This window comes from Streptomyces phaeolivaceus, assembly GCF_009184865.1.
Lineage (GTDB): Bacteria > Actinomycetota > Actinomycetes > Streptomycetales > Streptomycetaceae > Streptomyces > Streptomyces phaeolivaceus.
This window is the reverse complement of record NZ_CP045096.1, coordinates 4,891,369-4,915,359: the sequence shown is the minus strand read 5'-3', so window position 1 is coordinate 4,915,359 and position 23,991 is coordinate 4,891,369. Positions and strand designations below refer to the sequence as shown.

Annotated in this window: 30 protein-coding genes and 2 tRNA genes; 21 read left to right on the top strand and 11 right to left on the bottom strand. The window is 70.6% G+C overall.

The annotated features are described in order from the left end of the window. Window positions 1-262: 262 nt before the first annotated feature. On the bottom strand, window positions 263-790 hold the full coding sequence (locus F9278_RS23210; protein ID WP_152170045.1) for an SSI family serine proteinase inhibitor: 528 nt from the start codon (window positions 788-790) through the stop codon (window positions 263-265). 253 nt (window positions 791-1,043) lie between these two features. Here F9278_RS23210 and F9278_RS23205 point away from each other — a divergent pair. Continuing rightward, window positions 1,044-1,134 (top strand) — tRNA-Ser (locus F9278_RS23205). A gap of 199 nt (window positions 1,135-1,333) precedes the next feature. Beyond that, a tRNA-Arg gene (locus F9278_RS23200) sits at window positions 1,334-1,409 on the top strand. A 90-nt stretch (window positions 1,410-1,499) separates the two neighbouring features. On the opposite strand, the gene F9278_RS23195 is transcribed toward F9278_RS23200, so the two are convergent. Both F9278_RS23195 and F9278_RS23190 read right to left on the bottom strand, forming a co-directional pair. Beyond that, window positions 1,500-2,672: a tyrosine-type recombinase/integrase gene (locus F9278_RS23195; protein WP_152170044.1), complete on the bottom strand. Its 1,173-nt coding sequence runs from the start codon at window positions 2,670-2,672 to the stop codon at window positions 1,500-1,502. Continuing rightward, complete coding sequence (locus F9278_RS23190) at window positions 2,662-3,189, bottom strand: helix-turn-helix domain-containing protein (RefSeq protein WP_152170043.1); 528 nt, start codon at window positions 3,187-3,189, stop codon at window positions 2,662-2,664. Before F9278_RS23190 ends, F9278_RS23195 begins: the two co-directional genes overlap by 11 nt. A gap of 121 nt (window positions 3,190-3,310) precedes the next feature. On the opposite strand from F9278_RS23190, the gene F9278_RS23185 reads away from it, so the two are divergent. The 9 genes from F9278_RS23185 (at window position 3,311) to F9278_RS23145 (ending at window position 7,499) form a co-directional block, all read left to right on the top strand. Further along, window positions 3,311-3,535, top strand: a complete 225-nt coding sequence (locus F9278_RS23185; RefSeq protein ID WP_152170042.1) for a helix-turn-helix domain-containing protein — start codon at window positions 3,311-3,313, stop codon at window positions 3,533-3,535. A gap of 140 nt (window positions 3,536-3,675) precedes the next feature. Next, window positions 3,676-4,110, top strand: coding sequence for a DUF2742 domain-containing protein (locus tag F9278_RS23180; RefSeq protein ID WP_264300176.1), 435 nt, complete (start codon window positions 3,676-3,678; stop codon window positions 4,108-4,110). Continuing rightward, a complete protein-coding gene (locus F9278_RS23175; RefSeq protein WP_193241598.1) occupies window positions 4,100-5,239 on the top strand; it encodes an AAA family ATPase in 1,140 nt (379 codons plus the stop codon). Before F9278_RS23180 ends, F9278_RS23175 begins: the two co-directional genes overlap by 11 nt. Window positions 5,240-5,325: 86 nt before the next feature. Further along, on the top strand, window positions 5,326-5,544 hold the full coding sequence (locus tag F9278_RS23170; RefSeq protein WP_152170040.1) for a hypothetical protein: 219 nt from the start codon (window positions 5,326-5,328) through the stop codon (window positions 5,542-5,544). Window positions 5,545-5,561: 17 nt separating this feature from the next. After that, the gene (locus F9278_RS23165; RefSeq protein WP_152170039.1) at window positions 5,562-5,837 is read left to right on the top strand and encodes a hypothetical protein; all 276 of its coding nucleotides are present in this window, start codon (window positions 5,562-5,564) and stop codon (window positions 5,835-5,837) included. Window positions 5,838-5,840: 3 nt separating this feature from the next. Beyond that, window positions 5,841-6,500 carry a hypothetical protein gene (locus tag F9278_RS23160; protein WP_152170038.1) on the top strand — a complete coding sequence of 220 codons (660 nt, stop codon included), beginning with the start codon at window positions 5,841-5,843 and terminating at the stop codon, window positions 6,498-6,500. A 58-nt stretch (window positions 6,501-6,558) separates the two neighbouring features. Further along, window positions 6,559-6,750, top strand: coding sequence for a hypothetical protein (locus tag F9278_RS23155; protein WP_152170037.1), 192 nt, complete (start codon window positions 6,559-6,561; stop codon window positions 6,748-6,750). 132 nt (window positions 6,751-6,882) lie between these two features. Then, entirely contained in the window at window positions 6,883-7,281 is a 399-nt protein-coding gene (locus tag F9278_RS23150) for a phage terminase small subunit (protein WP_226966885.1), read from the top strand. After that, window positions 7,278-7,499: a hypothetical protein gene (locus tag F9278_RS23145; protein WP_152170036.1), complete on the top strand. Its 222-nt coding sequence runs from the start codon at window positions 7,278-7,280 to the stop codon at window positions 7,497-7,499. Before F9278_RS23150 ends, F9278_RS23145 begins: the two co-directional genes overlap by 4 nt. A 95-nt stretch (window positions 7,500-7,594) precedes the next feature. On the opposite strand, the gene F9278_RS23140 is transcribed toward F9278_RS23145, so the two are convergent. Beyond that, on the bottom strand, window positions 7,595-8,362 hold the full coding sequence (locus F9278_RS23140; RefSeq protein WP_152170035.1) for a helix-turn-helix domain-containing protein: 768 nt from the start codon (window positions 8,360-8,362) through the stop codon (window positions 7,595-7,597). Between the two features lie 187 nt (window positions 8,363-8,549). On the opposite strand from F9278_RS23140, the gene F9278_RS23135 reads away from it, so the two are divergent. Continuing rightward, window positions 8,550-9,143: a hypothetical protein gene (locus F9278_RS23135; RefSeq protein WP_152170034.1), complete on the top strand. Its 594-nt coding sequence runs from the start codon at window positions 8,550-8,552 to the stop codon at window positions 9,141-9,143. Between the two features lie 192 nt (window positions 9,144-9,335). On the opposite strand, the gene F9278_RS23130 is transcribed toward F9278_RS23135, so the two are convergent. From F9278_RS23130 to F9278_RS23115, 5 genes are read right to left on the bottom strand one after another with little or no spacing between them, the layout of a single operon-like run. After that, the gene (locus F9278_RS23130) at window positions 9,336-9,587 is read right to left on the bottom strand and encodes a hypothetical protein (RefSeq protein ID WP_152170033.1); all 252 of its coding nucleotides are present in this window, start codon (window positions 9,585-9,587) and stop codon (window positions 9,336-9,338) included. Then, window positions 9,584-9,871: a hypothetical protein gene (locus F9278_RS23125; RefSeq protein ID WP_152170032.1), complete on the bottom strand. Its 288-nt coding sequence runs from the start codon at window positions 9,869-9,871 to the stop codon at window positions 9,584-9,586. The genes F9278_RS23130 and F9278_RS23125 overlap by 4 nt, the downstream gene beginning before the upstream one ends. Beyond that, entirely contained in the window at window positions 9,868-10,041 is a 174-nt protein-coding gene (locus tag F9278_RS46280) for a hypothetical protein (protein ID WP_193241597.1), read from the bottom strand. Before F9278_RS46280 ends, F9278_RS23125 begins: the two co-directional genes overlap by 4 nt. Beyond that, window positions 10,038-10,292 carry a hypothetical protein gene (locus F9278_RS23120; protein ID WP_152170031.1) on the bottom strand — a complete coding sequence of 85 codons (255 nt, stop codon included), beginning with the start codon at window positions 10,290-10,292 and terminating at the stop codon, window positions 10,038-10,040. Before F9278_RS23120 ends, F9278_RS46280 begins: the two co-directional genes overlap by 4 nt. Continuing rightward, a complete protein-coding gene (locus tag F9278_RS23115) occupies window positions 10,289-10,657 on the bottom strand; it encodes a hypothetical protein (protein ID WP_152170030.1) in 369 nt (122 codons plus the stop codon). Before F9278_RS23115 ends, F9278_RS23120 begins: the two co-directional genes overlap by 4 nt. 417 nt (window positions 10,658-11,074) lie before the next feature. On the opposite strand from F9278_RS23115, the gene F9278_RS23110 reads away from it, so the two are divergent. From F9278_RS23110 to F9278_RS23070, 9 genes are all read left to right on the top strand, one after another. Further along, window positions 11,075-11,767 (top strand): hypothetical protein, encoded by a 693-nt coding sequence (locus tag F9278_RS23110; RefSeq protein ID WP_152170029.1) that lies wholly within the window; start codon window positions 11,075-11,077, stop codon window positions 11,765-11,767. A gap of 181 nt (window positions 11,768-11,948) precedes the next feature. Beyond that, the gene (locus tag F9278_RS23105; RefSeq protein WP_086757517.1) at window positions 11,949-12,170 is read left to right on the top strand and encodes a hypothetical protein; all 222 of its coding nucleotides are present in this window, start codon (window positions 11,949-11,951) and stop codon (window positions 12,168-12,170) included. Between the two features lie 139 nt (window positions 12,171-12,309). Next, on the top strand, window positions 12,310-13,278 hold the full coding sequence (locus F9278_RS23100; RefSeq protein WP_226966883.1) for a DUF2797 domain-containing protein: 969 nt from the start codon (window positions 12,310-12,312) through the stop codon (window positions 13,276-13,278). A gap of 268 nt (window positions 13,279-13,546) precedes the next feature. Then, complete coding sequence (locus F9278_RS23095) at window positions 13,547-14,287, top strand: response regulator transcription factor (RefSeq protein ID WP_193241596.1); 741 nt, start codon at window positions 13,547-13,549, stop codon at window positions 14,285-14,287. Further along, window positions 14,284-16,008 (top strand): sensor histidine kinase, encoded by a 1,725-nt coding sequence (locus F9278_RS23090; RefSeq protein ID WP_152170027.1) that lies wholly within the window; start codon window positions 14,284-14,286, stop codon window positions 16,006-16,008. The genes F9278_RS23095 and F9278_RS23090 overlap by 4 nt, the downstream gene beginning before the upstream one ends. Before the next feature lie 26 nt (window positions 16,009-16,034). Beyond that, complete coding sequence (locus tag F9278_RS23085; RefSeq protein ID WP_152170026.1) at window positions 16,035-17,642, top strand: bifunctional glycosyltransferase family 2/GtrA family protein; 1,608 nt, start codon at window positions 16,035-16,037, stop codon at window positions 17,640-17,642. Beyond that, window positions 17,639-19,879 (top strand): ArnT family glycosyltransferase, encoded by a 2,241-nt coding sequence (locus F9278_RS23080; protein WP_152170025.1) that lies wholly within the window; start codon window positions 17,639-17,641, stop codon window positions 19,877-19,879. Before F9278_RS23085 ends, F9278_RS23080 begins: the two co-directional genes overlap by 4 nt. A 135-nt stretch (window positions 19,880-20,014) precedes the next feature. Then, a complete protein-coding gene (locus F9278_RS23075) occupies window positions 20,015-21,499 on the top strand; it encodes an MFS transporter (protein ID WP_152170024.1) in 1,485 nt (494 codons plus the stop codon). Between the two features lie 180 nt (window positions 21,500-21,679). Continuing rightward, on the top strand, window positions 21,680-22,441 hold the full coding sequence (locus F9278_RS23070) for a TetR/AcrR family transcriptional regulator (RefSeq protein WP_152170023.1): 762 nt from the start codon (window positions 21,680-21,682) through the stop codon (window positions 22,439-22,441). A gap of 18 nt (window positions 22,442-22,459) precedes the next feature. Here the strand turns inward: F9278_RS23070 and F9278_RS23065 are convergent, their stop codons facing one another. Further along, complete coding sequence (locus tag F9278_RS23065; protein WP_152170022.1) at window positions 22,460-22,930, bottom strand: PPOX class F420-dependent oxidoreductase; 471 nt, start codon at window positions 22,928-22,930, stop codon at window positions 22,460-22,462. 136 nt (window positions 22,931-23,066) lie between these two features. Then, the gene (locus tag F9278_RS23060) at window positions 23,067-23,948 is read right to left on the bottom strand and encodes a YceI family protein (RefSeq protein ID WP_226966882.1); all 882 of its coding nucleotides are present in this window, start codon (window positions 23,946-23,948) and stop codon (window positions 23,067-23,069) included. Window positions 23,949-23,991 lie beyond the last annotated feature (43 nt).

The window sequence follows — 23,991 nt, the reverse complement described above, 5'->3', positions numbered from 1 at the left end:
GGGAGTCTACGGGCAGAGGTTGCGCTCGCGACGCCGGATGAGAGGGAGGTCGCACACCGAACGTACGGAGATGCCGTGACCGCGCGAACGCGGATGCCGTGACCGTGCGTTTTGCCGGAGGACCCGGTCTGCGGCACATATGTACGGGCTGTGCGCACCTGTCGAAGGCCCGCCCCACCCCACCGCGCCGGTGGCCGATTTCCCCTGCTCTTCTCCCTACTTCACTTCTCCTCTCCCTCTCTCCCTCTTTTCTTCCTGTCTCCTACGCGTGGGGGTTCGGCAGTACGGGCACCAGCGCGTCCCAGCGGGCGATCTCGCAGCCGTTGCCGCGGTCGAAGCGGGCGTCGACGGGGCGTCCGGCCCAGGTCCCGGTGACATGCGCGGTGGCCGGGCCGCCGTACTGCATCGTGCACATGGTGCCGGGCCGGACCGGCGCGAACGGGTCGGTCCCCCACGTGGTGCGCCGGTCGAGCCGACCGCACGCCTCCCGCACGGCCGGGTGGCTGCCGCCCTCGGGATGGCAGCGCAGCTCGAAGGTCCCGTCCGCCCCGCCCCCCATTCCGCGCACCGTGACGGACAGCCGGTCGCCGGGGCCGGAGTCGGGCATCGGCAGCGAGACCGGCGACAGCGTTTCGGCGGCGTACGCCTCCGGCGCCACCGGAGTGAGCGTGCCGGCGGTGGCCGCGGCGAGGGAGGCGGCGGCGCCGAGGAGCAGCCGGCTCAGGGCGGTGGGACGGTCGGGGAGCGCCGAGGGGCGATGCGGGCGCGGGGCGGAAGGGATCTGCAGCATGACCTGACTAACGTCAGGCCCGCCCCGCGGTTGCGGCGTCACCCCGTTCCGGGCCCGCCCCACCCGCGACCTCTCCCGACCTCTCCCGGCTCCCCCTGACCTCTCCCGAACTGCGGCCGAACCGCTCCCGACGTGCCATACGGCTTTGCCCTGCGGCCTCTCCGCCTAGTACCGTGGGAGGCGATTGGTGACAGCACACTCGGCTGTGTCATCATCTGCACGCACCACTCGCGCTCGCGCGGGAGGTTGTGCTGGAGGCGTCGCCTAGTCCGGTCTATGGCGCCGCACTGCTAATGCGGTTTGGGACTTCAATCCCATCGAGGGTTCAAATCCCTCCGCCTCCGCGCTTGATCACCGAAGCCCCGGTCCACGCGACCGGGGCTTCGTCGTCGGCCCCCTCGCCTCGATAGCGCCCCAGAAGGTGTTTCCGCAGGTCACAAGGGCTATGGCAAACGGATTTCACATGGCGACGGCAGTCATGTAATGTTCTTCCTGTCGCCGCGAGCGGGCCGAAAGGACCAGGACCGGCAGAAAACAAAACAAGCACTCGTAGCTTAACGGATAGAGCATCTGACTACGGATCAGAAGGTTGCAGGTTCGAATCCTGCCGAGTGCACCAGAAGTACCAGGTCAATGGCTCCGAATCGCTCCGGCGGATCGGGGCCTTTGTCGTGTCGTCTCACGGTCTCTCACATCCCCTTCGGGGAGGTCAGCCGAGCAGATCGGCGAGCCGGTCCGAACCCGCCTTCAGCGACTGCGGGTCGGGGTGCACGTACGTGCGCTTCGTGAAGCCGAGGTCGGCGTGTCCGGCCCACGCGCTCACTACCGTGTCGGGGACGCCGTTGTTCGCCATCCACGACAGGCAGGCGTGCCGCGCGTCGTACAGTCGGACCCGCCGCACCTCGGCCTCTTCCATCAGCTTGTACGCCTGGCGCCTGAGCCAGTCCGTTTTCACGGCCGCGCCGAGCTCGTCGACGACGACCCGCCCGGAGGCGTCGTAACCCTCGCCCCCGGCGAGCCGTTCGGCAGTCTGCCGCCGGCGGAACACCTTCAGTGCGGCGAGGACCGGAGCCGGGAGGGGGAGGCCGCGTTCCCCGGCGGTCGACTTGGTGTCCTTCTCGATGACGACGCCGGCGACGAGCGTGCGCGTCCACTCCACCGACAGCGTGCCCGCGTCAAGGTCGACGTCGACCCACCGCAGTCCGCACACCTCCGCCGGTCTCAAGCCGATCAGCGAGAGCAGCATCACCGCGTACAGACGCCCCCCGGCGCAGTGCGCCAGGAACACCTTCACCTCGTCCTCGGTCCACGGCCGCCGCGCCCGCCGCCGCGCCCGGTCGTCCTTCCGGGCCTGGCGCGGCACCTTCGCGTACTCCGCCACGTTCCGCACCACCAGGCGGTCACGGACCGCCATGTTCAGCGCGGCCCGCAGACGGCCCAACGTCAGATCAACCGTGCGCACTGACAGGCCCGTACCCGGCTTGCCGCCGATCCGCCGCGCGCTGGTGAGCATCCACTCGACCAGGTCCTGAACGTCCGCGGTCGCCAGCTCCTGGACGCGCTTCTCGCCGAGCCGTGTCCGTACGTACCGCATCGCGTCCTCGTACGACCGCTTCGTTGCCGCTTCCACGTCCACGGTGGCCTCGCGCAGCCACATGTCGATGAGCTGAGCAACGGTCGTCTTCGCCGGCACCACCAGCGTCCCTGCCGCCCGCTCGTGACGGATCCGCGCGTACTCGTCCTTCGCTTCCGTCTTCGTGTCGAAGGTGCGCGTCACCTGCTGCCGCTCGCCCGTCTCCGGGTGCCGGCCGACGTCGACCACGAACCGGTACCGCACCTTGCCGCTCGCCAGCGTGACCTTCTTGATCGGGTCAGCCGCCACTATCGCCCCCGCTCACTTCGGTGCCCCACGCACCCTCCTTCAACGCCTGAATCAGGGCGCGCTGCCCTTCCTCGGTCGTCATGTCGAAGCCCCGCCCGCCCGGCGTAGACGCCATGAGCCACATGGCGAGGAAGCGCGCACGCGACTCCTCGTCGTCCGCCTCGTCCGGGTAGCGCAGCGGCTCCCTGCCCTGGCTCCACCTCAAGACCCGCCGAGCATTTACGGCCCCGGCACCGGTGATCTCTACGTCACCGCGAAGGCTGGCAGGCAGAAGAAGGGTCACCGGCGGCACGTCGAGGGCGACGGCCAGGGCCATCAGATCTCCGACGTCCACGCGACGTTCACAACGCTCGAGCCGTCCTACAGCTGCAGGCGTCATGGGGCGACCTAGGTCATTCAGGCGCCGGGACAGCTCGTAGGTAGAGAACCCCTGCCGCTCACGGTGCCGACGGATGTTGGCGGCCACGGTGAGGCTGGTCGGGTCGCTGATCTGGGGTGCGCGCTTCTGCTCGGGCATGAGCGTCAGCCTAAGACTCATCTAGTCCATCCCGTCCATTCAGGCTACCGCCGTCCGCAGACGACGTGATATATACGTACCACTGACGCGGAAGTAGCGTCAACTGACGACAGGAGTGAACATGGAGCACTCGCAGAGGCCCACGCTCGCGGATGTTGAGCAGTGGCCGGCCACGGTGCGCGTGCCTCAGGCAGCACTCGCTCTTGGCTGCAGCCGGTCGGAGTTGTACGAGCAGATCAAGCGCGGCAAGGCGCCTGTGCGCACGCTCGAGTTCGGCCGCCGCCGCGTCGTGATCACGGCCGACCTGGTGCGACTGCTGTCGGGGGAAGGGCAGCCGGCGGCATGACCCGGAACGCACAGACGCCCCGGGTGATGGCCGGGGCGTCTGCGGAAGTCCTCGCGGCGAGCGGTGGGACTGCGAGGGCCAGCGTAGCGCCGCCGGGGGTGTCACCGGGCGAGGTTGCCGCTTTGTGGGCGTCGGCCCAAGTGACCAGCTTGCTCAAGGCCGTCGAGGACCTCCCCCCGGCGTACGGCTCGCTCGCGTGGCTACGGCTGACACCCGGGGACCCGCGGAAAGTCGCAGCGATCATCACGGCCGCCGAGCAGCACCGGCGGCACGCCGACGAGGAGGCCCGGTTGGACAGGCTCGCCGAGGAGGACCCCGAGGCGTACCGCCGCGAGATCTATGCCGACGCCAACGCGTACGCGGCGAGCCTCGCGCGGGACGTCGCCCGGCGGCCGACCGCCGAGGAGATCCGCCGCCGCGCCGTACTCGGTCCCGCGCGTGACGTGCTGGCGACCGCCGGATGGCCGCCGGTCGCCATTCCCGGCCGCCCCAGCTGGTACCGGCACCTCGTCGACGGCCGCCAGGTCGACCTTCCCACCAACGCACCGCAGGACGGACCCGCCCGTGACCACTGACCCAACCGTCCACGGCCTGGCGAACGGACTGCCCGAACTGCCCGCCCCGCGCCGTATCAAGCTCACCCCGGCCGCGGCGATCGAGCCTGAGCCGGTCATCTGGGCATGGGAGCCGGAGCCCGGCGCCGGGCGCGTCCCTGCCGGCGCACTCACCCTCGCCGCAGGGCGCGAGGGCACCGGCAAGTCGTCGTTCGGCATCTGGCTTGCCGCCCGTCTCTCCCGGGGGCAACTTCCCGGCACCTTCCACGGCCGCCCCCGGAACGTCTTCTACGCGGCCGTCGAGGACTCGTGGTCGCGCACCCTCGTACCGCGCCTGATCGCAGCAGACGCCGACCTCGAGCGCGTCTACCGCGTCGACGTCGAGACGACCCGCTTCGAGGACGGACGGTTGATCACCGGAGAGACGATGATCTGCCTGCCCGCCGACATCGAACCGCTCGCCCTCGCCATCGATGAGTACGACGTCGCCGCGCTCATCGTCGACCCGCTCATGTCGACGCTCGGCAGCCGCGTCGACGCCCACCGGTCCCAGGACGTGCGCCAGGCCCTCGAGCCCCTCGTACGGATGGCGGAGCGGACCAAGGCCCTCACGCTCGGGATCGCCCACTTCAACAAGGGCAGCAGCACCGACGCTTCGCAGCTCATCACCGGCTCCGGCGCCTTCAAGGATCTCGCCCGCGCGGTCCTGGCGTTCGCACGCGACGGCGAGACGGACGAGCAGGTGATGACGCAGACGAAGAACAGTCTCGGCCGTCTCGACCTGCCGTCCCTCGCGTACCGGATCGAGGGCTACGACGTGCCCACCCGCAAGGGCATGGCCAACGTCGGCCGCCTCACCTTCACCGGGGTCTCCCAGCGCACCGTAGAGGACACCCTCGCCGCGCCCGTCGACCGCGAAGAGGTCAGCGAGCGGGACGAGGCCGCCGAGTGGCTACGCGGCTACCTCACCGACGCCGGCGGCGAGGCAGCAGCGGGCGACGTCCTCAAGGCAGCGGAGCGAGACGGCTTCGCCAAGCGCACAGTCCAGCGAGCGCGCCACAGGGTGGGCGTGAAGTCCCAGAGAGCCGGATTCGGCAAGGAATGGGTCTGGGCACTCACCGTGACCACCGAACCCGTAGATGCCACGTAGGCGCCATAGGCGCCAACCCCAGAGTGCTGGCGCCTATGGCATCTACGGCACCTATGCGCACGCAGCGTAACGACAGGAGGAGTCAGATGACCGATGACGAGATCCCCACCGACCCGCCGGGCCCGCCCCGCTTCCAGGGCCATGCCGACAGCGGCTCGTACGGCCGCGACACGGGCCGTGTGGGGCAGCTCAGCGAGAACGACCTCAAGGGCATGAGCCCCGACGAGATCGTTGCCGCCGAGGACGCCGGGCAGCTCGATGAGCTGCTCAACCGTGGCGCCTACAACCACCGCTACCGCGACTGATCAGGAGAAACCCAAGCATGAGCAAGGCTCCACGCTTCCGCCGCACCCCGCCCGTCACGCAGTACGGGTCAGCGGACCTCAAGAACATGACCGCTGAGGAGATCAGCGCGGCGGCCGAGGCCGGCCACTTCCACGAGCTGGAGGACGGCCGCGACCCCGACGCCAGCGTCGACCACAAGGCTGGCTGCTCGAAGCCGCCCGTCGAACGCGTCATGGTCGACAACCGCAGCGTCCGCCAGTCCGACCCCGTCCGCTTCCGGTGCCCCGAGTGCATCGTCACCAAGGAGATCTGACCCGTGGCCGAACACCGACCGCCCAGGGCCAGCGCCCACGTTTACGCCAGCTTCCCGGCCAAGGGGAAGATCCCCGAGGAGGCACGCCCCGCCGTGCTCGCCTTCCTCGTCCTGCGCCGCCGCGTCAGCGAGGCACATCAGGCACACCGCGACGCCGTCGCTCAGCTCCCGGCCGCCACCGGCGAGGACCGCGCGGCCCTCGCCGATCTCGTCCTCAGCGGGGGAAGCTCCGCCACCTTCGACTACCCGGCCACCACCGCCGCGAAGCGGAAGATCGAGCACACCAAGGCGGACTTTGACGTCCTGCAGAACCTGATCGGCCAGGCCTACATCGACGCCGTGAACGCTGCGCAGCGCGCCGCCGAGGATGGAATGGCCATAGCCGAGCAGGACACCGTGACCGCCACGATCGGCTACCAGCAGGCCATCACCGCAGTCGAGGAGGCGCGGCGCGCCTACCTCGATGCGCTCGGCCTCCGCTTCTTCTGGGCACACCTCACCGAGCAGGGCCAAGCCATGGCCGGCGCGGGCGCGGGAGACCAACTGATCCTCAAGCGTGGGCCCATCACCCGCATCGACGATCACACGTTCAAGGCCATGCGCAGCGACGCCCAGGCCCACACCCGCATCGACGGCACCGGCGAGGCACTGACCACCTGGTAACCACAGGCCGGGGCCGCGGCGGACTCCTGTTCACCGCGGCCCCACCCGGGAGGCCCCCATGTCCAAGGGCACCGTGACGCTCGTCGTCACCGAAGGTTCCTGCTTCGGCTACAACGGCCGCACCTACACCGAAGGAGACAGCATCGACATCCCCGCCGAACACGTCGGGGCGTGGCTCGAACGCGCCCTGGTCGAGCGGCCCGAGAGAGACAACGACGAGGGCCAGACCCCTGGCACTGAGCAGGCGTAACGGAGCGTGCCTCTCCCCACCCCCCGGGGGTGGGGGTGGACCCCCAATGGCCTGGGGTTCCAGAACGCCGGGGAGGGCTCTGCGGGATCGGTCGACCAATCAACCCCAACAGCAGCAACGGAGAGTGATCACATGCCCAAGGCCCGTAACCCAGCGAAGCCCTACAGTCGAGCCCATCGAGGGCCGGCCCGCGCGGCGGCCGTCGTCGACCTTCCCGCCGACGGGTGCACGCTGCCCGTGCCCGATCTCCCGCCGGGCCGGGACTGGACGGACGCCGAACGCATCCGGTGGGAGGAACTGTGGCAGTCCCCGCAGGCGACGCAGTGGGACGACGCCGCGCGCGGCACGGTCGCCGTCCTGGTCGTCTACGAGTCCGCCATCCTCAGGGGTGAGGCGTCCGCGTGGATGGCGCAGGAAGCCCGGTACGCGGGCGAGGCGCTCGGCCTCACACCGCGCGCGATGGCCGCGCTCGGGTGGCGCATCGTTGAGGAAGCCGAGCCGGAGCCCGCGCAGCACGTGGCAGGGTGGTGACGACCCCGCGCCGGGCCGCGCGGGCCGCCAAGGCGAAGGCGGAAGCGCCTCCGCGGTTCGACTGGCGTGACCCCAAGTACGGCATCCCCAAGTGGCCGCCGGGGCCGGACAACCCCGTCACCGGCGCCGTCCTCGAAGAGGCGCGTCGACGGGCCCACGCGGATCGGAAGGCGTGGGAGCGCGAGCACCGGCCCACGCCTCAGGACGACGACGCGTAGGCGCCGGCGTTCTTGAGGAATCGCCCCACCGCGCGGCTGACGAACGGCCCCCGAAGTTCCGGGGGCCGTCGTGCGTCTTGTGGCCTACCGGCTGCTCACTCCGGGGGCCGGTTGTACGCCTCAAGCGTCGCCTTGCTCGTTGACGCGTCCATGAGCCGCAGTTCCCACGGGCCGGTGTTGACGTCGAACTCCTTGCCGAAGCCGACCCACTTACCGGCCATGCGCCGCCCCGTGGGCTCCGCGAGCAGCTGCAGGGCGCCGAAGTACCGTGCGCCCCGGTAGTAGCCGTCAGCCGCCGTCTGCTCGGTCCAGGTGCCCGTTACGGCGGCGCCGTCCACCTCGAGGTCCAGCGTCAGCGGGCTGTTCGGGTTCAGCGAGGCATTCGGCAGGCTCCGGCCGGTGAGCCGGGACCCGTGCTGCAGGAGCACCACGTAGTGCTTGCCGATGAACACCTGGTTCTCGCGCCCGCTGGACACGTACTCGTACGTGCTCAGCCAGACGCCCGAGTAGTTCCCGCGCCCCGGGGCAGGCTGCGCCACGGGCGCGCCGCCGGCCTCCGCGACGCCGACGTGCGAGCCCTCGAGGTCGTGACCGCCCCGGCCGTCGTCGGAGACGCGCGCGAGCACGGGCATGGCAAAGCCGAGCGTCTCGATGGGCAGGCCTGTGACCGACTCGAGGGCGCGCGCGTAGAGCGGCTGGGGCGCCGCCGTGGTGCCTGCCTCCCAGCGCTGCACAAGGCGCTTGGAGGCGTTGTTGGGCTGCCCCGCGCGCACCCCGGCATCGCGCAGCGCACGGGCGAGGTCGTCCTGACTCATGAGCAGCCCCATGCGGACCGCCCGAAGGGTGCTGTTCGGTGTCGTCATGCGATCACGGTAGCCCTGTAGCGCCGCGAATGACACCGGAATGTCGCCCCGTACGTCGCCGGTATGACGCCCCCACTGTCATCGCGCACCGTGTCGTGATCCGGCAACGGTGGGTGACTACGACAAAACCCCGGCGAGGTGGTGGCCTCCCGGGGCGTGGCCAACGCTGCGAAGGAGCGTCAACACCATGCAACCTACCGCCCGACCGGAGACTGTGGCACTACCGCCCGTCGAGCCGGAACCCGCAGTGCTGGTGCACAGCAGCGCCGACCGGAGACTGGCCACCGAGCACTGGCTGTTGGCCACTCACCCGACCCCCGAGCAGGCGCGTCGGGAGTGGTCGGAGCCCGGAAAGGTGGCCTTGCTGCCCCTGGGCACTCTGTTCTCTGCCGTACGCCTGCCCGGCCGCCTGGTGCTCGCGGTGGCCGGCGGCAAGGCGCCCTCGAGGGACGTGGACGCACTCCTTGACGAGGTCCTCGAGGGCGGCCCAGTCATCTGCGATGTACAGGGGCCTCGGTACTACGCGCTGGTGCCCGGCAGCACCCCCGAGAAGTTCCGCCAGGCGCTCGAGGAGTGGAGGCCGCTCGGGGTGGACTGCCTGGGCCGTGGAACCTACCTGGGTGTCCCGAGGGTGGACGCCGTGGAGTTCGACCCGCAGGCCTGTGCCTCGTACTGGTCGGTGCCGATGTCGTCGGCCGCCACGCTGTGCACCCCGCTCAACGTGGCCCGGCTGATCGCGGCCGGGAAGCGCGTGCTCGAAGAGGCTGCCGATGAGTCGTGAGCGTTGCGCCCTGATCGGGTATCTCGTCGTCCTGGGCGTCCTCGGGGCCGCGCTCGTGTGGGGCATCGCGAACTGCGGCTCGTAGCCGCCTCAGACGGCTACGGCCACCTGTCCTTGCTGCCAGGCGGATGGTGGCCGTAGCCTCAATCGCCCGTCCTGGCCGGCGCCCCCGGCCAGGACGGGCTTCTTGCGTCATACGCGCCGGTCAGGCCCGTCATACGTGGTCGGCCGACCGTAGAGCCCGCGGGTGCGGATGGTCAGGAATCGAGGCCTGCGCCGACCCCCGTCGACGGCCAGGCGCTCGGCCATCTGCTGCCCCTGGGCGACGACCCGGACCGCGTGGCGTACGGCGTCGGACGCCGTCATACCGCCGCGCCGCAACACCTCGAGGTCGGCCGCCAGGTCGTCCGTCATCCGCACCGACAGCGGGCGCCTGCCGCTCAACGACCCTCCCCGACACGCGCGCGACGAAGGCCCTCGTCGAGGTCGCGGCCGGACACGCTCCCCGCGCCGGGGACGAGACTCAGCCGGGGCCGGCCTTCCCGGGGCGGCTCCGCCTCCCTGATCACGCCGAGCGCGCGGGCCACCGCCTCCGTGTCGGCCGCCGCCGGGGCGTCCCGGTGCAGGAGCACGCCGACGAGGACGTTGAGCTTGGCCACCTGCACGCGGAGCTGACTCAGCTCCTGCTCGGCCGCCGCCAGGCGCTGTTCGGTCTCGGCCTGCATCATCGGTCTGCCCCCGCCCTCTGCACGTCCGTCAGGCACCCCTCGAAGAGGAGCACGAACTGGTGGGCCGCGGCGACCGGATCGGCGGACGTCATCAGCTCGGTCACGACGTCGTCGACGAGCTGCTGCAGCTCCGGCGGAAGCTGCACGTGGGCACCCGTGACGCTGGTCATCGGCCCTCACCCGCCACGCGCTGCATGAGCGCGTACGACTCGGCATCGGCCCGGTCCGTGATGACGACGAGCTTCGAGGTGTGCAGCTGCCGCGCGTCGACGTGCTCCTGCAACTGCACGCGGACGCCGTCGAGGCCGGCGCGCAGTGCCGCGCCCTGCCGCTCGCTCAGCTGCACGCGTCGCCACAGCTTCACCAACCCGGCGGCGAGGACGACGACCAGGACGACGAGGACGAAGAGGAGAACGGTCATCGGTCTTCACCTTCTACTCTGGCGCGCTCGTCGGCGAGGAACCGGGCAACGGTCGGGAACTGCTCATCGACGGACCGGCGGACGCGCTCGTCGTCCTGGCCCTCGTCGGCGCCCCAAGCGCGGTAGCCGGTGGTCGGCTTCTCGGCGAGACGGGCCCGCAGGTAGTCCGCGGACCAACCCGGGTCGTCGCCCTGGTGGAGGACACCCCGAACGGCGATCACGGTGTCCATGGCGCGGTGGGCGAGGATCTCGCGGTGGGTTTCGCCGTCGCCCACGGTCGCGGGGCTCGGGATGTCGAGCGCTTCGAGGACGACCGCCAGGAGCTGACGCAGCTCTCCGGCGGAAGGTTCGGTACGGTCGGTCATGGGTCTGGACTCCTTGCTCTGGAAGGGGTTCCGGGCAAGGCGCCGTCCGGTGTTGCGAGCATCGGGCGGCGCCGTCGCGTCTCACGCGCGTCTCACACACGGTGTGGAGGGCGCGGCGCGGGGAGCCTGTGACCTGGACTTGAGGCGCACCGTCCCGGACGGCATGGACGCCAGGGACGGGGTTCGGATCACTACGGATCAGAAGGTTGCAGGTTCGAATCCTGCCGAGTGCACAGTGACCGAAGGCCCCGGAGAGATCCGGGGCCTTCGGTGTTCTCGGACCGTACGGCAACGGGACCGCAGCGCCGTCCGCGTCACCCCAGTGCGCTCCAGGCCCAGGAGTCCACGCCCCCTGTCTCGCTCTGAGATCGTTCCCTAAAGTTTGATCAACTGGACAGAGACCCATTGGGGCGGGGCATGGAGACGACGCAGCATGTGATCCACCGGAACGGGCTCTTCTCAAGGTTTCTACTGATCCTCGTCGGGTTCGCGGTGCTGCTCCTCGGCTACACCCTGATCCGAGAGAACCTCCCGCAGCGACTCACCCATGACTGGCCGTGGAAGCTCCGGCTGCTGGACATCCAGAGCGCTACGGCGGCAGTCCTTGCCACAGGCGGGGCATCCCTGGCGCGCGCCCAGTACGCGCGTACTGTCCGGCCCGCCATCGGCTACTTCGGTCGTGTCATGGACGGCATGGCTCCGGACGGGCGATTGGCCTGGGTGTGCCACTTGTTCAATGGTGGCCAGGACGTCGCCGTCACGACGCACCTGAGCTACTGGGTCACCTTCACCTCCGCCGCCAAGGCTCAGGGCGGGGTTGCCGACTCCTCGGACTGGATGACCCATCAGGCGGCGGTGGACCTCATGGAAAGCCGAGCACTCCGGTACAGGCGGGACTTCGCCATCGATCTCATAGGGGCCGGTCGGCCCGTTCCGGGGGAGCAGTTGATGTTCCTGGGCTGGTTCACGGAGGAGGCCATGAGCGAGCTGGAGAACGTCTTCGTCAAGGTGCGGGTGATCGATCGGGTCGGGGACACGCATGAGCGGATCATCAGCCTGCTGAAGGGTGCCAACCGCTCGCCTCGTCATCCGGACCCGCCCCCCTTCTGACGGGGACAGGGGGAGCGTTTCGGTGAGGCCGGAAGGTTGCAGGTTGGCATCCTGCCGAGGGGGCACGACCGGTGTCGGTGCTGGTTGTGAGGGTCGTGGGGGTGGGATGAGGTGGTCGTGGGCGGGGTCGGACTCGGATCGCGGCGGACCGGTGGATACCTGGGGGCGCATACTGGTCGCAATGACAAAGCCAGGTGCACCGAAGCGCTATTTGCCCACCAGTCCCTTCAAGGCCCCGGTCGCCCCGCCTCCCAAGCACTTCGCGGTGGGCGACCAGGTCACGCATGACATGTACGGCCTCGGCCGGGTGATCGGTATCGAGGACGGGATCGCGGCACTCGTCGATTTCGGGTCGGTCCGCCAGCGGATCCTGAGTCCCTACACCAAGATGAGCAAGCTCTAGGACACGGGGCGGTACGGGGCGAGCCCAGAGCGTCGGCCCCGGCCCGGCCCGTGTCGGGCTGTCTCCTCCCGAGTCGGCAGGACAGTACGTCTTCGCTGGTCGGAGGCGCTGTCAGTGGTGCCCACTAATGTCGTGGGGGATGGCACGCGTGTGGAGATGTACGGGTCTGCGGTGGAGCGCGGACGGGCCGCTGCTCGGCTGGGTGGGCGGGCGCCGGAGCCCGTTGCCACGGGGGAAGGTGGTGGCTTTCGGGGTCGCGAGCGAGGGGCTGAGGACCTGTGTCGGGGCTCGGCGGAATCCCTGTCCGCTGAGGGCGGAGGTGTCGGGACGGAGCACCGGGGCCCGGTGTGAGGAGTGTGCGCGGCTCGACCGGGCGCATTCCGTGGCCGCCGACACGATCGCCGACGATCCGCGGCCGTATCACGTGTACCTCGCGTGGTTCGGGCCCGGAATGGTGAAGGTCGGGATCACCGCGGTCGAGCGGGGGTCGGCGCGGCTGTTGGAACAGGGCGCGGTCTCGTTCGGGTGGCTCGGGCGGGGGCCGCTGATGGCCGCGCGGCGGGCGGAGGAAACGCTGCGGGCGGCGCTCGGGGTGCCGGACCGGATTCCGTACGCCGAGAAGCGGGCCGTACGGGCGGGCCTGCCGGCCGTCGAGGAGCGCTGCGGAGAGCTGGCGGAGCTGCACGGGCGGGCCCAGGGGCTCGCGGGGTGGCCGGAGTCGTTGGAGCCGCTCCCCTTCCAAGCCGTCGATCATTTCGGGGTGTTCGGGCTCGACGGGTTGCCGGCCGCGGACGGTGTGGTGGGTGAGCTGGTCGCGGGTGGGGCCGTGGGCGGAGAGATCCTCGCCGTCGCCGGGCCCGATCTTCATCTCGCCACCGGGCAGGGGGTCGTGGTTCTCGATACGCGGCTCATGACGGGGTGGGAGCTGACCGCCCCCGTCGGTGAGGCGGCGGAGACGGCGGAGGGGGCTGAGGGGACTGAGCGCACGTACGGCGTTCTCACCCTTCCCGTAAGGGAGTTGAAGAGGGCCAAGAGGTCGAAGAACTCGAAGAACTCGAAGGGCTTGGCTGGCCTGGGGGACGGGAGCGTGCAGGACGGGCTGTTCTGAGGGGGCGAATCATGACGGCGCTTGCATAAAGGTGGGGTCAGGGCCGGGGTGTACGGGGTCCGACCCGGTGGTCCCGAAGCTGTGGGTCGGCGGTGAGGCGGCCTGGGGAATGCCGTGGGGAAGATCAGAAAGGTGCTGGTCGGCGGGGGTCGTGTCCGGGAAGTCGGAGATCTACCCAAGGGTTGCCTGAGAGGCTCCTGTGCGTTTCTCAGAAAAATCACAGGTTCCGGAAAGGGTGTTCTCAGGGGGCCCCGACATGGTGTCCAGCATGACCACGACCTCGCCCCAGGGGCGCACCGAACTGCTGAGGCCGGATGGGAGCCCCGTCCGAGTGCTTGTGGTGGACGACGAGCTGTCGATCACCGAACTGCTGTCCATGGCCCTGCGCTATGAGGGCTGGCAGATCCGGAGTGCGGGAGATGGCACGGGTGCCATCCAGACCGCCCGGGACTTCCGGCCCGACGCCGTCGTCCTCGACATGATGCTGCCCGACATGGACGGACTGACCGTCCTCGGCCGGCTGCGGCGCGAGCTGCCGGACGTGCCGGTGCTCTTCCTCACCGCGAAGGACGCGGTCGAGGACCGGATCGCCGGGCTCACCGCCGGTGGCGACGACTACGTCACCAAGCCGTTCAGCCTCGAAGAGGTCGTGGCGCGACTGCGCGGGCTGATCCGGCGCTCCGGTGCCGCCGACCGCCGCTCCGACTCCGTGCTCGTCGTCGGCGACCTCATGCTCGACGAGGACAGCCACGAGGTGTCGCGCGGCGGGGCGAACATCCACCTCACCGCCACCGAGTTCGAACTGCTGCGGTTCCTGATGCGGAACCCGCGGCGGGTGCTCAGCAAGGCGCAGATCCTCGACCGTGTGTGGTCGTACGACTTCGGTGGCCAGGCCAACGTGGTCGAGCTGTACATCTCGTATCTGCGGCGGAAGATCGACGCCGGGCGCGAGCCGATGATCCACACCCGGCGTGGGGCCGGTTATCTGATCAAGCCCGCCTCGTCATGAGCGGGCGACGACGGACGCGTGCGCAGCCGCAGCTCAGGCTGCGGCGAGGGCGGGGACAGCAGCCACGCACGCTGCGTACGCGGCTCGTCGTCTCCGCGGTGGCGTTGATCGCGGTGGTGTGCGCCGTCATCGGGACGGTGACCACGGTCGCGCTGCGCTCGCATCTGTATGAGCAGCTGGCGACCAACGTCGAGGACATCGCCAAGCGCACCGACGGGCCCAAGGGGCCGGAAGGCGGGCGGGAAGGGGCGCCGGGCGGTATCGGTGCCACCACCCTGACGACGGACGACAAACTGGAGTTCGTCACCAAGGGCGGTTCGCCGGAGTACACGATCGGCGCCGTCCTGGAGAACGGGACCATCGCCAAGGGCGTCGTCGGCCAGGTGGAGACCTCCGACACCGGGCAGCGGGAGATGACGGCCGTCACCCTGACCGAGGCGGACCTCGCCGCGCTCGCCACGGTCCCGAAGGACCAGCAGGCGCACAAGGTCACCCTTCCCGACCAGGGCGACTACCTGGTCCGGTACGAGACCAACCGTGACAACGACACCTTCTACGTGGGCCTGCCCACCCAGTCCGTCGACAACACCCTCAGCACCCTCATAGCCGTAGAACTCAGCGTCACCGGCGCCGGTCTCGTCGCCGCCGGTATCGCCGGTTCCGTGCTCGTCGGCGTGGCCCTCCGCCCCCTGCGCAGGGTGGCCTCCACCGCGACCCGCGTCTCCGAACTCCCCCTGCACACCGGCGAAGTGACCCTGAACGAGCGCGTGCCCGCCTCCGAGACCGATCCGCACACCGAGGTCGGGCAGGTCGGCGCCGCGCTCAACAGGATGCTGGACCACATCCACGGCGCCCTGCACTCGCGGCAGGAGAGCGAGACGCGCGTACGGCAGTTCGTCGCGGACGCCAGCCATGAGCTGCGGACGCCGCTCGCGTCCATTCGCGGGTACGCCGAGCTGACCAGACGCGGCAGGGAGGAGATCGGGCCCGACACCCGGCACGCGCTGGGGCGGATCGAGTCCGAGTCCGGGCGGATGACCATGCTGGTCGAGGATCTGCTGCTGCTCGCGCGGCTCGACGCCGGACGTCCGCTGCAGTTCGAGCGGACCGACCTCATCCCCCTCGTCGTGGACACCGTCAGCGACGCGCGGGTCGCCGGGCGGAGCCACAGCTGGCGGCTCGACCTGCCCGACATACCCGCGCTCGTCTCGGCCGACGCGGCACGCTTGCAGCAGGTGCTCGTCAACCTGCTGGCGAACGCCCGTACGCACACGCCCCCCGGCACCACCGTCACCGCACGTGTCGCGCGGCGCGGGCCGTGGATGTGCGTCGACGTCGAGGACGACGGACAGGGCATCCCGGAGGAGCTGCTGCCGCATGTGTTCGAGCGGTTCGCGCGCGGTGACTCGTCGCGGTCCCGGGCGTCCGGCTCGACCGGGCTCGGCCTCGCCATCGTGCAGGCCGTGGCCGACGCGCACGGCGGTGCCGTGACCGTCGACAGCGTGCCCGGCAGGACCGTGTTCACCGTGCATCTGCCGGCCCTCGGCCGGGACGTACCGCTGTACGACGACGCCGCCAACTGGCAGCTCGACGACGAGCGGTACGACGGGGAGTTCGTCGGCGAGTTCGACGGCGAGTTCGACGGAAACGACCTGGTGACCGGCGCAACACGCCGGCAATCGGACTCACAGGCACAGCACAGTGTGAGCACACGGGCATAACAGAGCGGCTCGCGAAGGTAGTTGGCATGCGAACCGACTCTTCTCCCGGCACCCTGCCGGCGCGGGAGCACCTCCCGGCCGGAAACGCCGGTACGCCTGTCCTGGACGTAGTGATCCCCGTCTACAACGAGGAGAAGGACCTCCAGCCGTGCGTGCTCAGACTGCACGAGCACCTCGCGCGCACGTTCCCGTACGCGTTCCGCATCACGATCGCGGACAACGCGTCCACGGACACCACCCCGCAGGTGGCCGCGCGGCTGGAGGCCGACCTCCCCGAGGTCAGGTCCTTCCGGCTGGAGCAGAAGGGGCGCGGGCGGGCCCTGCGGACCGTGTGGTCCGCGTCCGACGCGCCGGTCCTCGCCTACATGGACGTGGACCTGTCGACCGACCTCAACGCGCTGCTCCCGCTCGTCGCCCCGCTGATCTCCGGTCACTCGGACCTCGCGATCGGCTCCCGGCTCGCCCGCTCCTCGCGGGTGGTGCGCGGCACCAAGCGGGAGTTCATCAGCCGCGCGTACAACCTGATCCTGCGCGGCTCGCTGCAGGCCCGGTTCTCGGACGCGCAGTGCGGGTTCAAGGCGATACGCCGGGATGTCGCCCAGGTGCTGCTGCCGCTCGTCGAGGACACCGGGTGGTTCTTCGACACCGAGATGCTGGTGCTGGCGGAGCGCGCCGGACTGCGGATCCACGAAGTGCCCGTCGACTGGGTCGACGATCCGAACTCGACCGTCCACATCGTGAAGACGGCGACGGACGACCTCAAGGGTGTGTGGCGGGTCGGCAAGGCCCTCGCCACCGGATCGCTCGCGCTGGACCGGCTCGCCCGGCCGTTCGGGGACGACCCCCGCGACCGCGAGATCCAGGACGTACCGCGCGGCCTCGCCCGCCAGCTCCTCGGCTTCTGCGTGGTCGGCGGCCTCTCCACCCTCTTCTATCTGCTGCTCTACAGCGGCTTCCGGACCTTCTCCGGGTCGCAGATCGCCAACGCGCTCGCCCTGCTGGTCTCGGCGGTCGCCAACACGGCCGCCAACCGGCGCCTGACCTTCGGCGTCCGGGGCCGCGGCGGTGTCATCAAGCACCAGGCGCAGGGCCTGGTGGTGTTCGGTATCGGCCTCGCCCTCACCAGCGGCTCGCTGGCCGCCCTGAACGCGGCCACCTCCGACCCCGCGCACTCCACGGAACTGGCGGTGCTCATCGCCGCCAACCTCGCGGCGACGGTGCTGCGGTTCCTGCTCTTCCGGGCGTGGGTGTTCCCGGAGCGGCGCGACGGCCTTCCCGCCGAGGGCTCGACGGTCGTCGCCTCGTACCACCCGGACCCGTACCACCCGGACCCTTACCACCCCGGTTCGCACCACCCCGCCCCTTACCACCCCGGTTCGCACCACCCCGCCCCTTACCACCCCGGTTCGCACCACCCCGCCCCGCCCGTCCACGCGACCGCCGGGACGGTACGCCCGGGGCAGCCGGGACCGTACGGCCATCAGGACCGGTTCCAGCCCACGTACACCGCGACCGGCACGACCACCACGACCCCGTTCCGCGCCGGTGAGGCCGCGGACCGCACCTGGGGGGACGCGACCATGCGGATGCGGCCGGTGCGCCCGCACGATCAGGATTCGAGGAACGCACGATGACCACGCAGTTCGAGACGACGACGAACCGGCCGGGGGGTCCCGGGCCCGACCGGGAGCCACCGGCGACGGCGCACCAGGAACCGGTGGCTCCCGAGGTGCCCGCCGAGCCGACCGCCCCCGACGCGGGTGAGCCCGAGCAGCCCTTCGCCAAGCGGCTGTGGAGAGGCAGGCCCGAGGACAACCGCTGGATCCGCCCCGGTCTCCTCCTCACCCTCCTCCTCATCGGCGGCCTCTACACCTGGAACCTCACGGCCTCCGGCTACGCCAACTCCTTCTACTCGGCGGCCGTGCAGGCGGGCAGTCAGTCCTGGAAGGCCCTCTTCTTCGGGTCGCTGGACTCCGCCAACGCCATCACCGTCGACAAGCCCCCGGCCTCGCTCTGGCCGATGGCGCTCTCGGTGCGGCTCTTCGGCCTCAACTCCTTCGCGATCCTGTTCCCGCAGGTCCTGATGGCCGTCGCCACCGCCGGGGTGCTGTGGGCGGCCGTACGCCGTCGCTTCAACGCCACGGCCGGCTTCATCACCATGGCGGTCTTCGCGCTCACGCCCGTCGCCGCGCTGATGTTCCGCTTCAACAACCCGGACGCGGCCCTCGCGCTGCTGATGGCCGCCGCGCTCTACTGCACCCAGCGCGCCATGGAGAAGGCCCAGACGAAGTGGCTGGTCTGGGCGGGCGTCGCCATCGGCCTCGCCTTCCTGGTCAAGACGCTCCAGGCGTTCCTGATCCTGCCGGTCCTCGCACTCGTGTACGTCGTCTTCGCGCCGGCCCCGGTGAAGAAGAAGGTCAGCCAGGTGCTGCTCGCGGGGCTGGCGATGGTCGTCGCCGGTGGCTGGTGGGTCGCGATCGTGGAGCTGTGGCCCGCGTCCTCCCGCCCGTACATCGGCGGCTCGCAGAACAACTCCTTCCTCGAACTGACCTTCGGCTACAACGGTCTCGGCCGCCTCAACGGCGAGGAGACCGGCAGCGTCGGCGGTGGTGGCGGTGGCGGCGGTGGCGGCAACTGGGGCGAGACCGGCTGGGACCGGATGTTCAGCTCCTCCATCGGCGGCCAGATCTCCTGGCTGATCCCGGCCGCGCTGATCCTGTTCGGCGCCGCGATCTGGGCGACCCGGAAGCTGAAGCGCACGGACACCTCCCGCGCGGCCTTCCTCCTCTGGGGCGGCTCGCTGCTGATCACCATGGTGGTCTTCAGCTTCATGCAGGGCATCTTCCACGAGTACTACACCGTGGCCCTCGCCCCCTACATCGCACCCCTGATCGGCATGGGCGCGGCCCTGCTCTGGGACCAGCGCGCCAAGTTCTGGGCGTCGATCACGATGGCCGCCGCGATGACGGCCACGGCGGTCTGGGGCTATGTCCTCCTCAACCGCTCCTCCGACTACCTTCCCTGGCTCAAGTGGGTCGTCCTCGTCGGCGGTCTGGTCGCCGCGCTCGGGCTGGTCTTCGTGGCCAGGCTGGGGCGGCAACTGGCCCTGGCGGTCGTCGGCCTGAGCTTCGTCACGGCACTCGCGGGCCCGACGGCGTACACGCTGACCACCCTCAACGAGGGCCACACCGGCTCGATCGTCACGGCCGGCCCGTCCGTCCAGGGCGGCATGGGCGGCGGTCCCGGTGGCGGTGGCGGCATGGGCGGCGGCCCCGGTGGCGGCGGTGGCGGTATGCCGGGCCAGAACCAGCAGGGCAACGGTCAGAACCAGCAGGGCAACGGACAGATGGGCCAGCCACCGACCGGCGGCTTCGGCGGCCAGAACGGCCAGCAGGGCCAGCAGGGCCGGCAGAACGGCAACGGTTCCACCCAGAACCAGCAGCAGGGCCAAGGCAACGGCCAGACCCAGAACGGAGACGGCGGTCGCATGGGTGGCGGCATGGGCGGCCTGATCAACGGCACCTCTGTCAGCGACGAGGCCAAGGAACTGCTGGAGAAGAACGCGAGTGACTACACCTGGGCCGCCGCCGCCATCGGCGCCCAGAACGCGGCGAGCTACCAGCTCTCCACCGGCGACCCGGTCATGGCGATCGGTGGCTTCAACGGCACCGACCCGTCCCCGACCCTCGCGGAGTTCAAGGAGTACGTGGCGGACGGCAAGATCCACTACTTCATCTCCAGCGGCTCCGGCGGCGGCATGGGCGGCAGCAGCGACGGCACCTCCTCGCAGATCACCTCCTGGGTCCAGGAGAACTTCGAGTCGGTGACGGTCGACGGCACGACGTTCTACGACCTGACACAGGCGAAGTAGCGCGCGAGCGCGACATGAACGGGGCGGTGGCCCGGGGTTCGTCCGCACCCCGGGCCACCGCCCTTCTCGTACGCCGGTGACACCAGTGACATCGGATGCTGTACGCCGTATAAGAACTGTTCTACGGTGTACAGCATGTCGACCCCCGCCGCCCCCGCCGCCCCCTCCACCCAGGGGCACCCCCAGCGCTGGCTGATCCTGGGCGTCATCTGTCTCGCGCAGCTCACCGTGTTGCTGGACAACACCGTGCTGAACGTGGCGATCCCCTCCCTCACCGAGGAGTTGGGGGCGGCCACGTCCGACATCCAGTGGATGATCAACGCGTACTCGCTGGTGCAGTCGGGCCTGCTGCTCACCGCGGGCAGCGCGGCCGACCGGTACGGCCGTAAGAAGATGCTGCTCGCGGGCCTGGTGCTGTTCGGCATCGGCTCGCTGGTGGCCGGACTCGCCGAGTCGACCGGGCAGTTGATCGCCGCGCGGGCCGGGATGGGCGTCGGCGGCGCGCTGCTGCTCACCACGACCCTCGCCGTCGCCATGCAGATCTTCGCGCCCGAGGAGCAGTCGAAGGCGATCGGCATCTGGGCGGCGGTCAACGCGCTCGGCTTCGCGGCCGGCCCCCTCCTCGGCGGCTTCATGCTCGGCCACTTCTGGTGGGGCGCCATCTTCCTGATCAACCTGCCGGTCGTGGCGCTGGGCCTAGTCGCCGTGATCGCCCTGGTCCCCGAGTCGAAGAACCCGCGGGGGGACCGGCCCGACCTGCTGGGCGCGCTGCTGTCGACGGTCGGTATGACGGCCCTGGTCTACGCGATCATCTCGGGCCCCGAGCACGGCTGGACCTCCGGCGTGGTGCTCGCCACGGCCGCCGTCGCCGTGGTCGTCCTCGGGGCCTTCGCCCGCTGGGAGAGCCGCATCCCGTATCCGATGCTCGACCTGAACTTCTTCCGCGACCGGCGCTTCACCGGCGCGGTCGCCGGGGCCGTCCTCATCACCTTCGGCATGGGCGGCGCGCTGTTCCTCCTCACCCAGCACCTTCAATTCGTCCTCGGCTACGACGCGTTGGAGGCGGGTCTGCGGATCGCCCCGCTGGCGCTGACCGTGGTCGTGCTCAACTTCTCCGGGCTGTCGGCGAAGTGGACGGCGAAGCTGGGGATGCCGGTGTCGATCGCGCTGGGCATGGTGCTGATGTCCGGCGGGCTGGTGTCCATCGCGACGATGGCCTCCGGCGGTTACGCCGGGACACTGCTCGGGCTGGTGCTCATCGGGGTGGGCTGCGCGATCGCCAACCCCGCGATGGCGCACGCGATCATGAGCTCGATCCCGCCGGCGAAGGCGGGGGTGGGCGCCGGGATCAACGGCACGCTCGCGGAGTTCGGCACGGGGTTGGGCGTGGCCGTGCTGGGGGCGGTGCTCAACTCCCGGTTCGCGGCGGTGTCCCTGCCGGGGGCGTTGGGGGCGGCGGAGACGGCCGGGGAGCGGGCCGAGGTGATGTTCGCGTTCTCCTCCGGGCTGGAGGCGAGTCTGTTGGTGGGGGCGGGGGCTGTGCTGCTCGGGGGGTTGGTGGCGGCGGGGCTGCTGCGCAGGGCGGAGCGGGGTGGCGCGGAGTTGGTGGGCGCGTCATAGCTCGGAGGCGCGGGTTCGTTGGCGGGCGCGGGTGCGTCGTGGTTGTTCGCGCCCACGCGGCGGAGCCGCATGTCGACACAGCCCCGCGCCCCTGGAAGGGCCCGCTGCGCGCGGCCCTTCCATCGCCGTCGCCGCCTAGCATCGTCACCGGTGCAGGAACGTCGTCTCGGAAGGTGCGTCATGGTGAAGGGAGCCGGTCGGGCCGAAGGGTCCGCGCGGGCCAGTGTCTGGCTGGAAGGCGGGGCGGGGAAGGCGCGGGGCGGGCAGCCGTCGGGGCTGGACCGGGAGCGGATCACCGGGACGGCGGTGCGGCTGCTGGACGCGGAGGGGCTGGCCAAGTTCTCCATGCGCAGGCTGGCGGCCGAGCTGAAGGTGACGGCGATGTCGGTCTACTGGTACGTGGACACCAAGGACGACCTGCTCGAACTCGCCCTCGACCAGGCGTTCGACGAGATGCGGCTGCCCCCGGCCGACTCCGACGAGGACTGGCGGGACCAACTGCGCACCCTGGCCCGGGAGTACCGCGCGGTCCTGGTCCGCCACCCCTGGGTGTCACCCCTCGCCGGTACCTTCCTCAACATCGGCCCGCACGCGCTGGACTTCTCCCTCGCCGTGCAGCGCGTGATCCGCCGCACCGGTCTGCCCGCGCGCGGCCAGACCGGTGCCATCGCGGCGGTCTCCCAGTTCGTGTACGGATTCGGCACCATCGAGGGCCACTTCGTGCAGCGCTGCGCCGCCGCCGGTATGTCCCAGGAGGAGTACTTCCGGCACGCGATGAGCGCGGTGTCCGACGCCCCCGAACCCCACGAGGTCATCCGGCACTCCACGGACCTCATGGCGGCCCGTGGCGGCGACACCGTCGAGGAGATGCGCGAACGGGACTTCGCCTACGCCCTGGAGACCCTCGTCGCCGGCATCGAGGTCATGGCCGAGCGCGGCTGACCCTTCCGCCCGCTTGTCCTACTCCCCGTCCACCAGCCGCGCCGGGAACCCGCCGGTGGCCACCGGACCCCACTTCACGGGCGTGATCCGGATGATCGACTTGCCCTGCTCGACCATGGCCTCGCGGTACTCGTCCCAGTCCGGGTGCTCACCGGAGATGTTCCGGAAGTACTCCACCAGGGGCTCGACCGAGTCGGGCGAGTCGAGGACCTCCGCCGTGCCGTCGATCTGGACCCAGGGGCCGTCCCAGTCGTCGCTCAGGACGACGACGCTGACGCGCTCGTCCCGCTTGGCGTTACGGGTCTTGGCGCGCTCGGGGTACGTGGAGACCACGATCCGGCCCGAGTCGTCGACACCGCAGGTCAGCGGGGAGGCCTGAGGGCTGCCGTCCGCCCTCCGGGTGAGCAGGAGGGCCCGGTGCCGGGGGCGTACGAAGTCGAGCAGTTCTTCGCGGGAGACCGAGGTGTTGGTCGCGATGTTCCGTGCCATGGCGCCCAGCGTAGGGGCAGGGGCGCCTAGTAGCTCGGGGGGTTCTGCGCGTGGGCGGGTGCGGGCGCGTCGTGGCTGGTCGCGCCCGCGCGGCGGAGCCGCATGTCGACACAGCCCCGCGCCCCTGGCGGGAGCGCTACGCGCCCCGCCCCTCCATCCCCTCCATCCCCTGTATCCCCTGTATCCCCTCCATCCCCTCCATCCCCTGTATCCCCTGTATCGCCTGCACGTCCAGCTCCACCTTCAGCGTCGTGCCGATCGCCGCGATGCCCGCCTGTACCACCTGGTTGTAGTTCATCGCGAAGTCCTCGCGGTGGAGTTCGGTGGTGGCGCGGAACGCGGCACGGGTGCCGCCCCAGGGGTCCGCGCCGGTGCCCAGGTAGGCGAGGTCCAGGTCGACCGGCCGTACGACCCCGCGCATGCCCAGCTCGCCGTGGACGGTCCAGCGGTCGGGGCCGACGGGGGTGAGGCCCGTCGAGACATAGGTGATCTCGGGGTGCCGTTCGACGTCCAGGAAGTCCGGCGAGCGCAGATGCCGGTCGCGCGTCGCGTTCCCGGTGTCGATCGAGGCGGCCCGGATCACCGCCTCCACACGGGACTTGGTCCCCTCGTCCGGGGCCGGGGCGATCTCGATCGACGCCGAGAAGTCGGTGAACCGGCCGTGGACGCTGGAGATCCCGAGATGCCGGGCCAGGGCCGCGACGGAGGAGTGCGCGGGGTCGACGGTCCACACGCCGGGCGGCGGCAGTTCCGTACCGCCGATCCGCGCCAGCGTGACCGCGCCGACCTCCGCCCGCCGGCTCGCTGTCACCAGCGCGCCCGCGGCGAACGGCGCGTAGCCGACCGCCGTGACGATCACCGTGTACGCGCCGGGCGCGAGCGGTGTCGGGTCGTGCACGCCCCCTTCGGCGTCCGCCTCGGCCCGCAGCACCTGCGTACCGGTCATGTCGGTCACCGTGACGACCGCGTGCGCCACGGCCCATCCGTCCCGGGTCCGGACCCTCGCGGTCAGTCCCATGTCCGTCAACTCCTCAGCATGCGACCGGCCGGTGGAGCGGGGG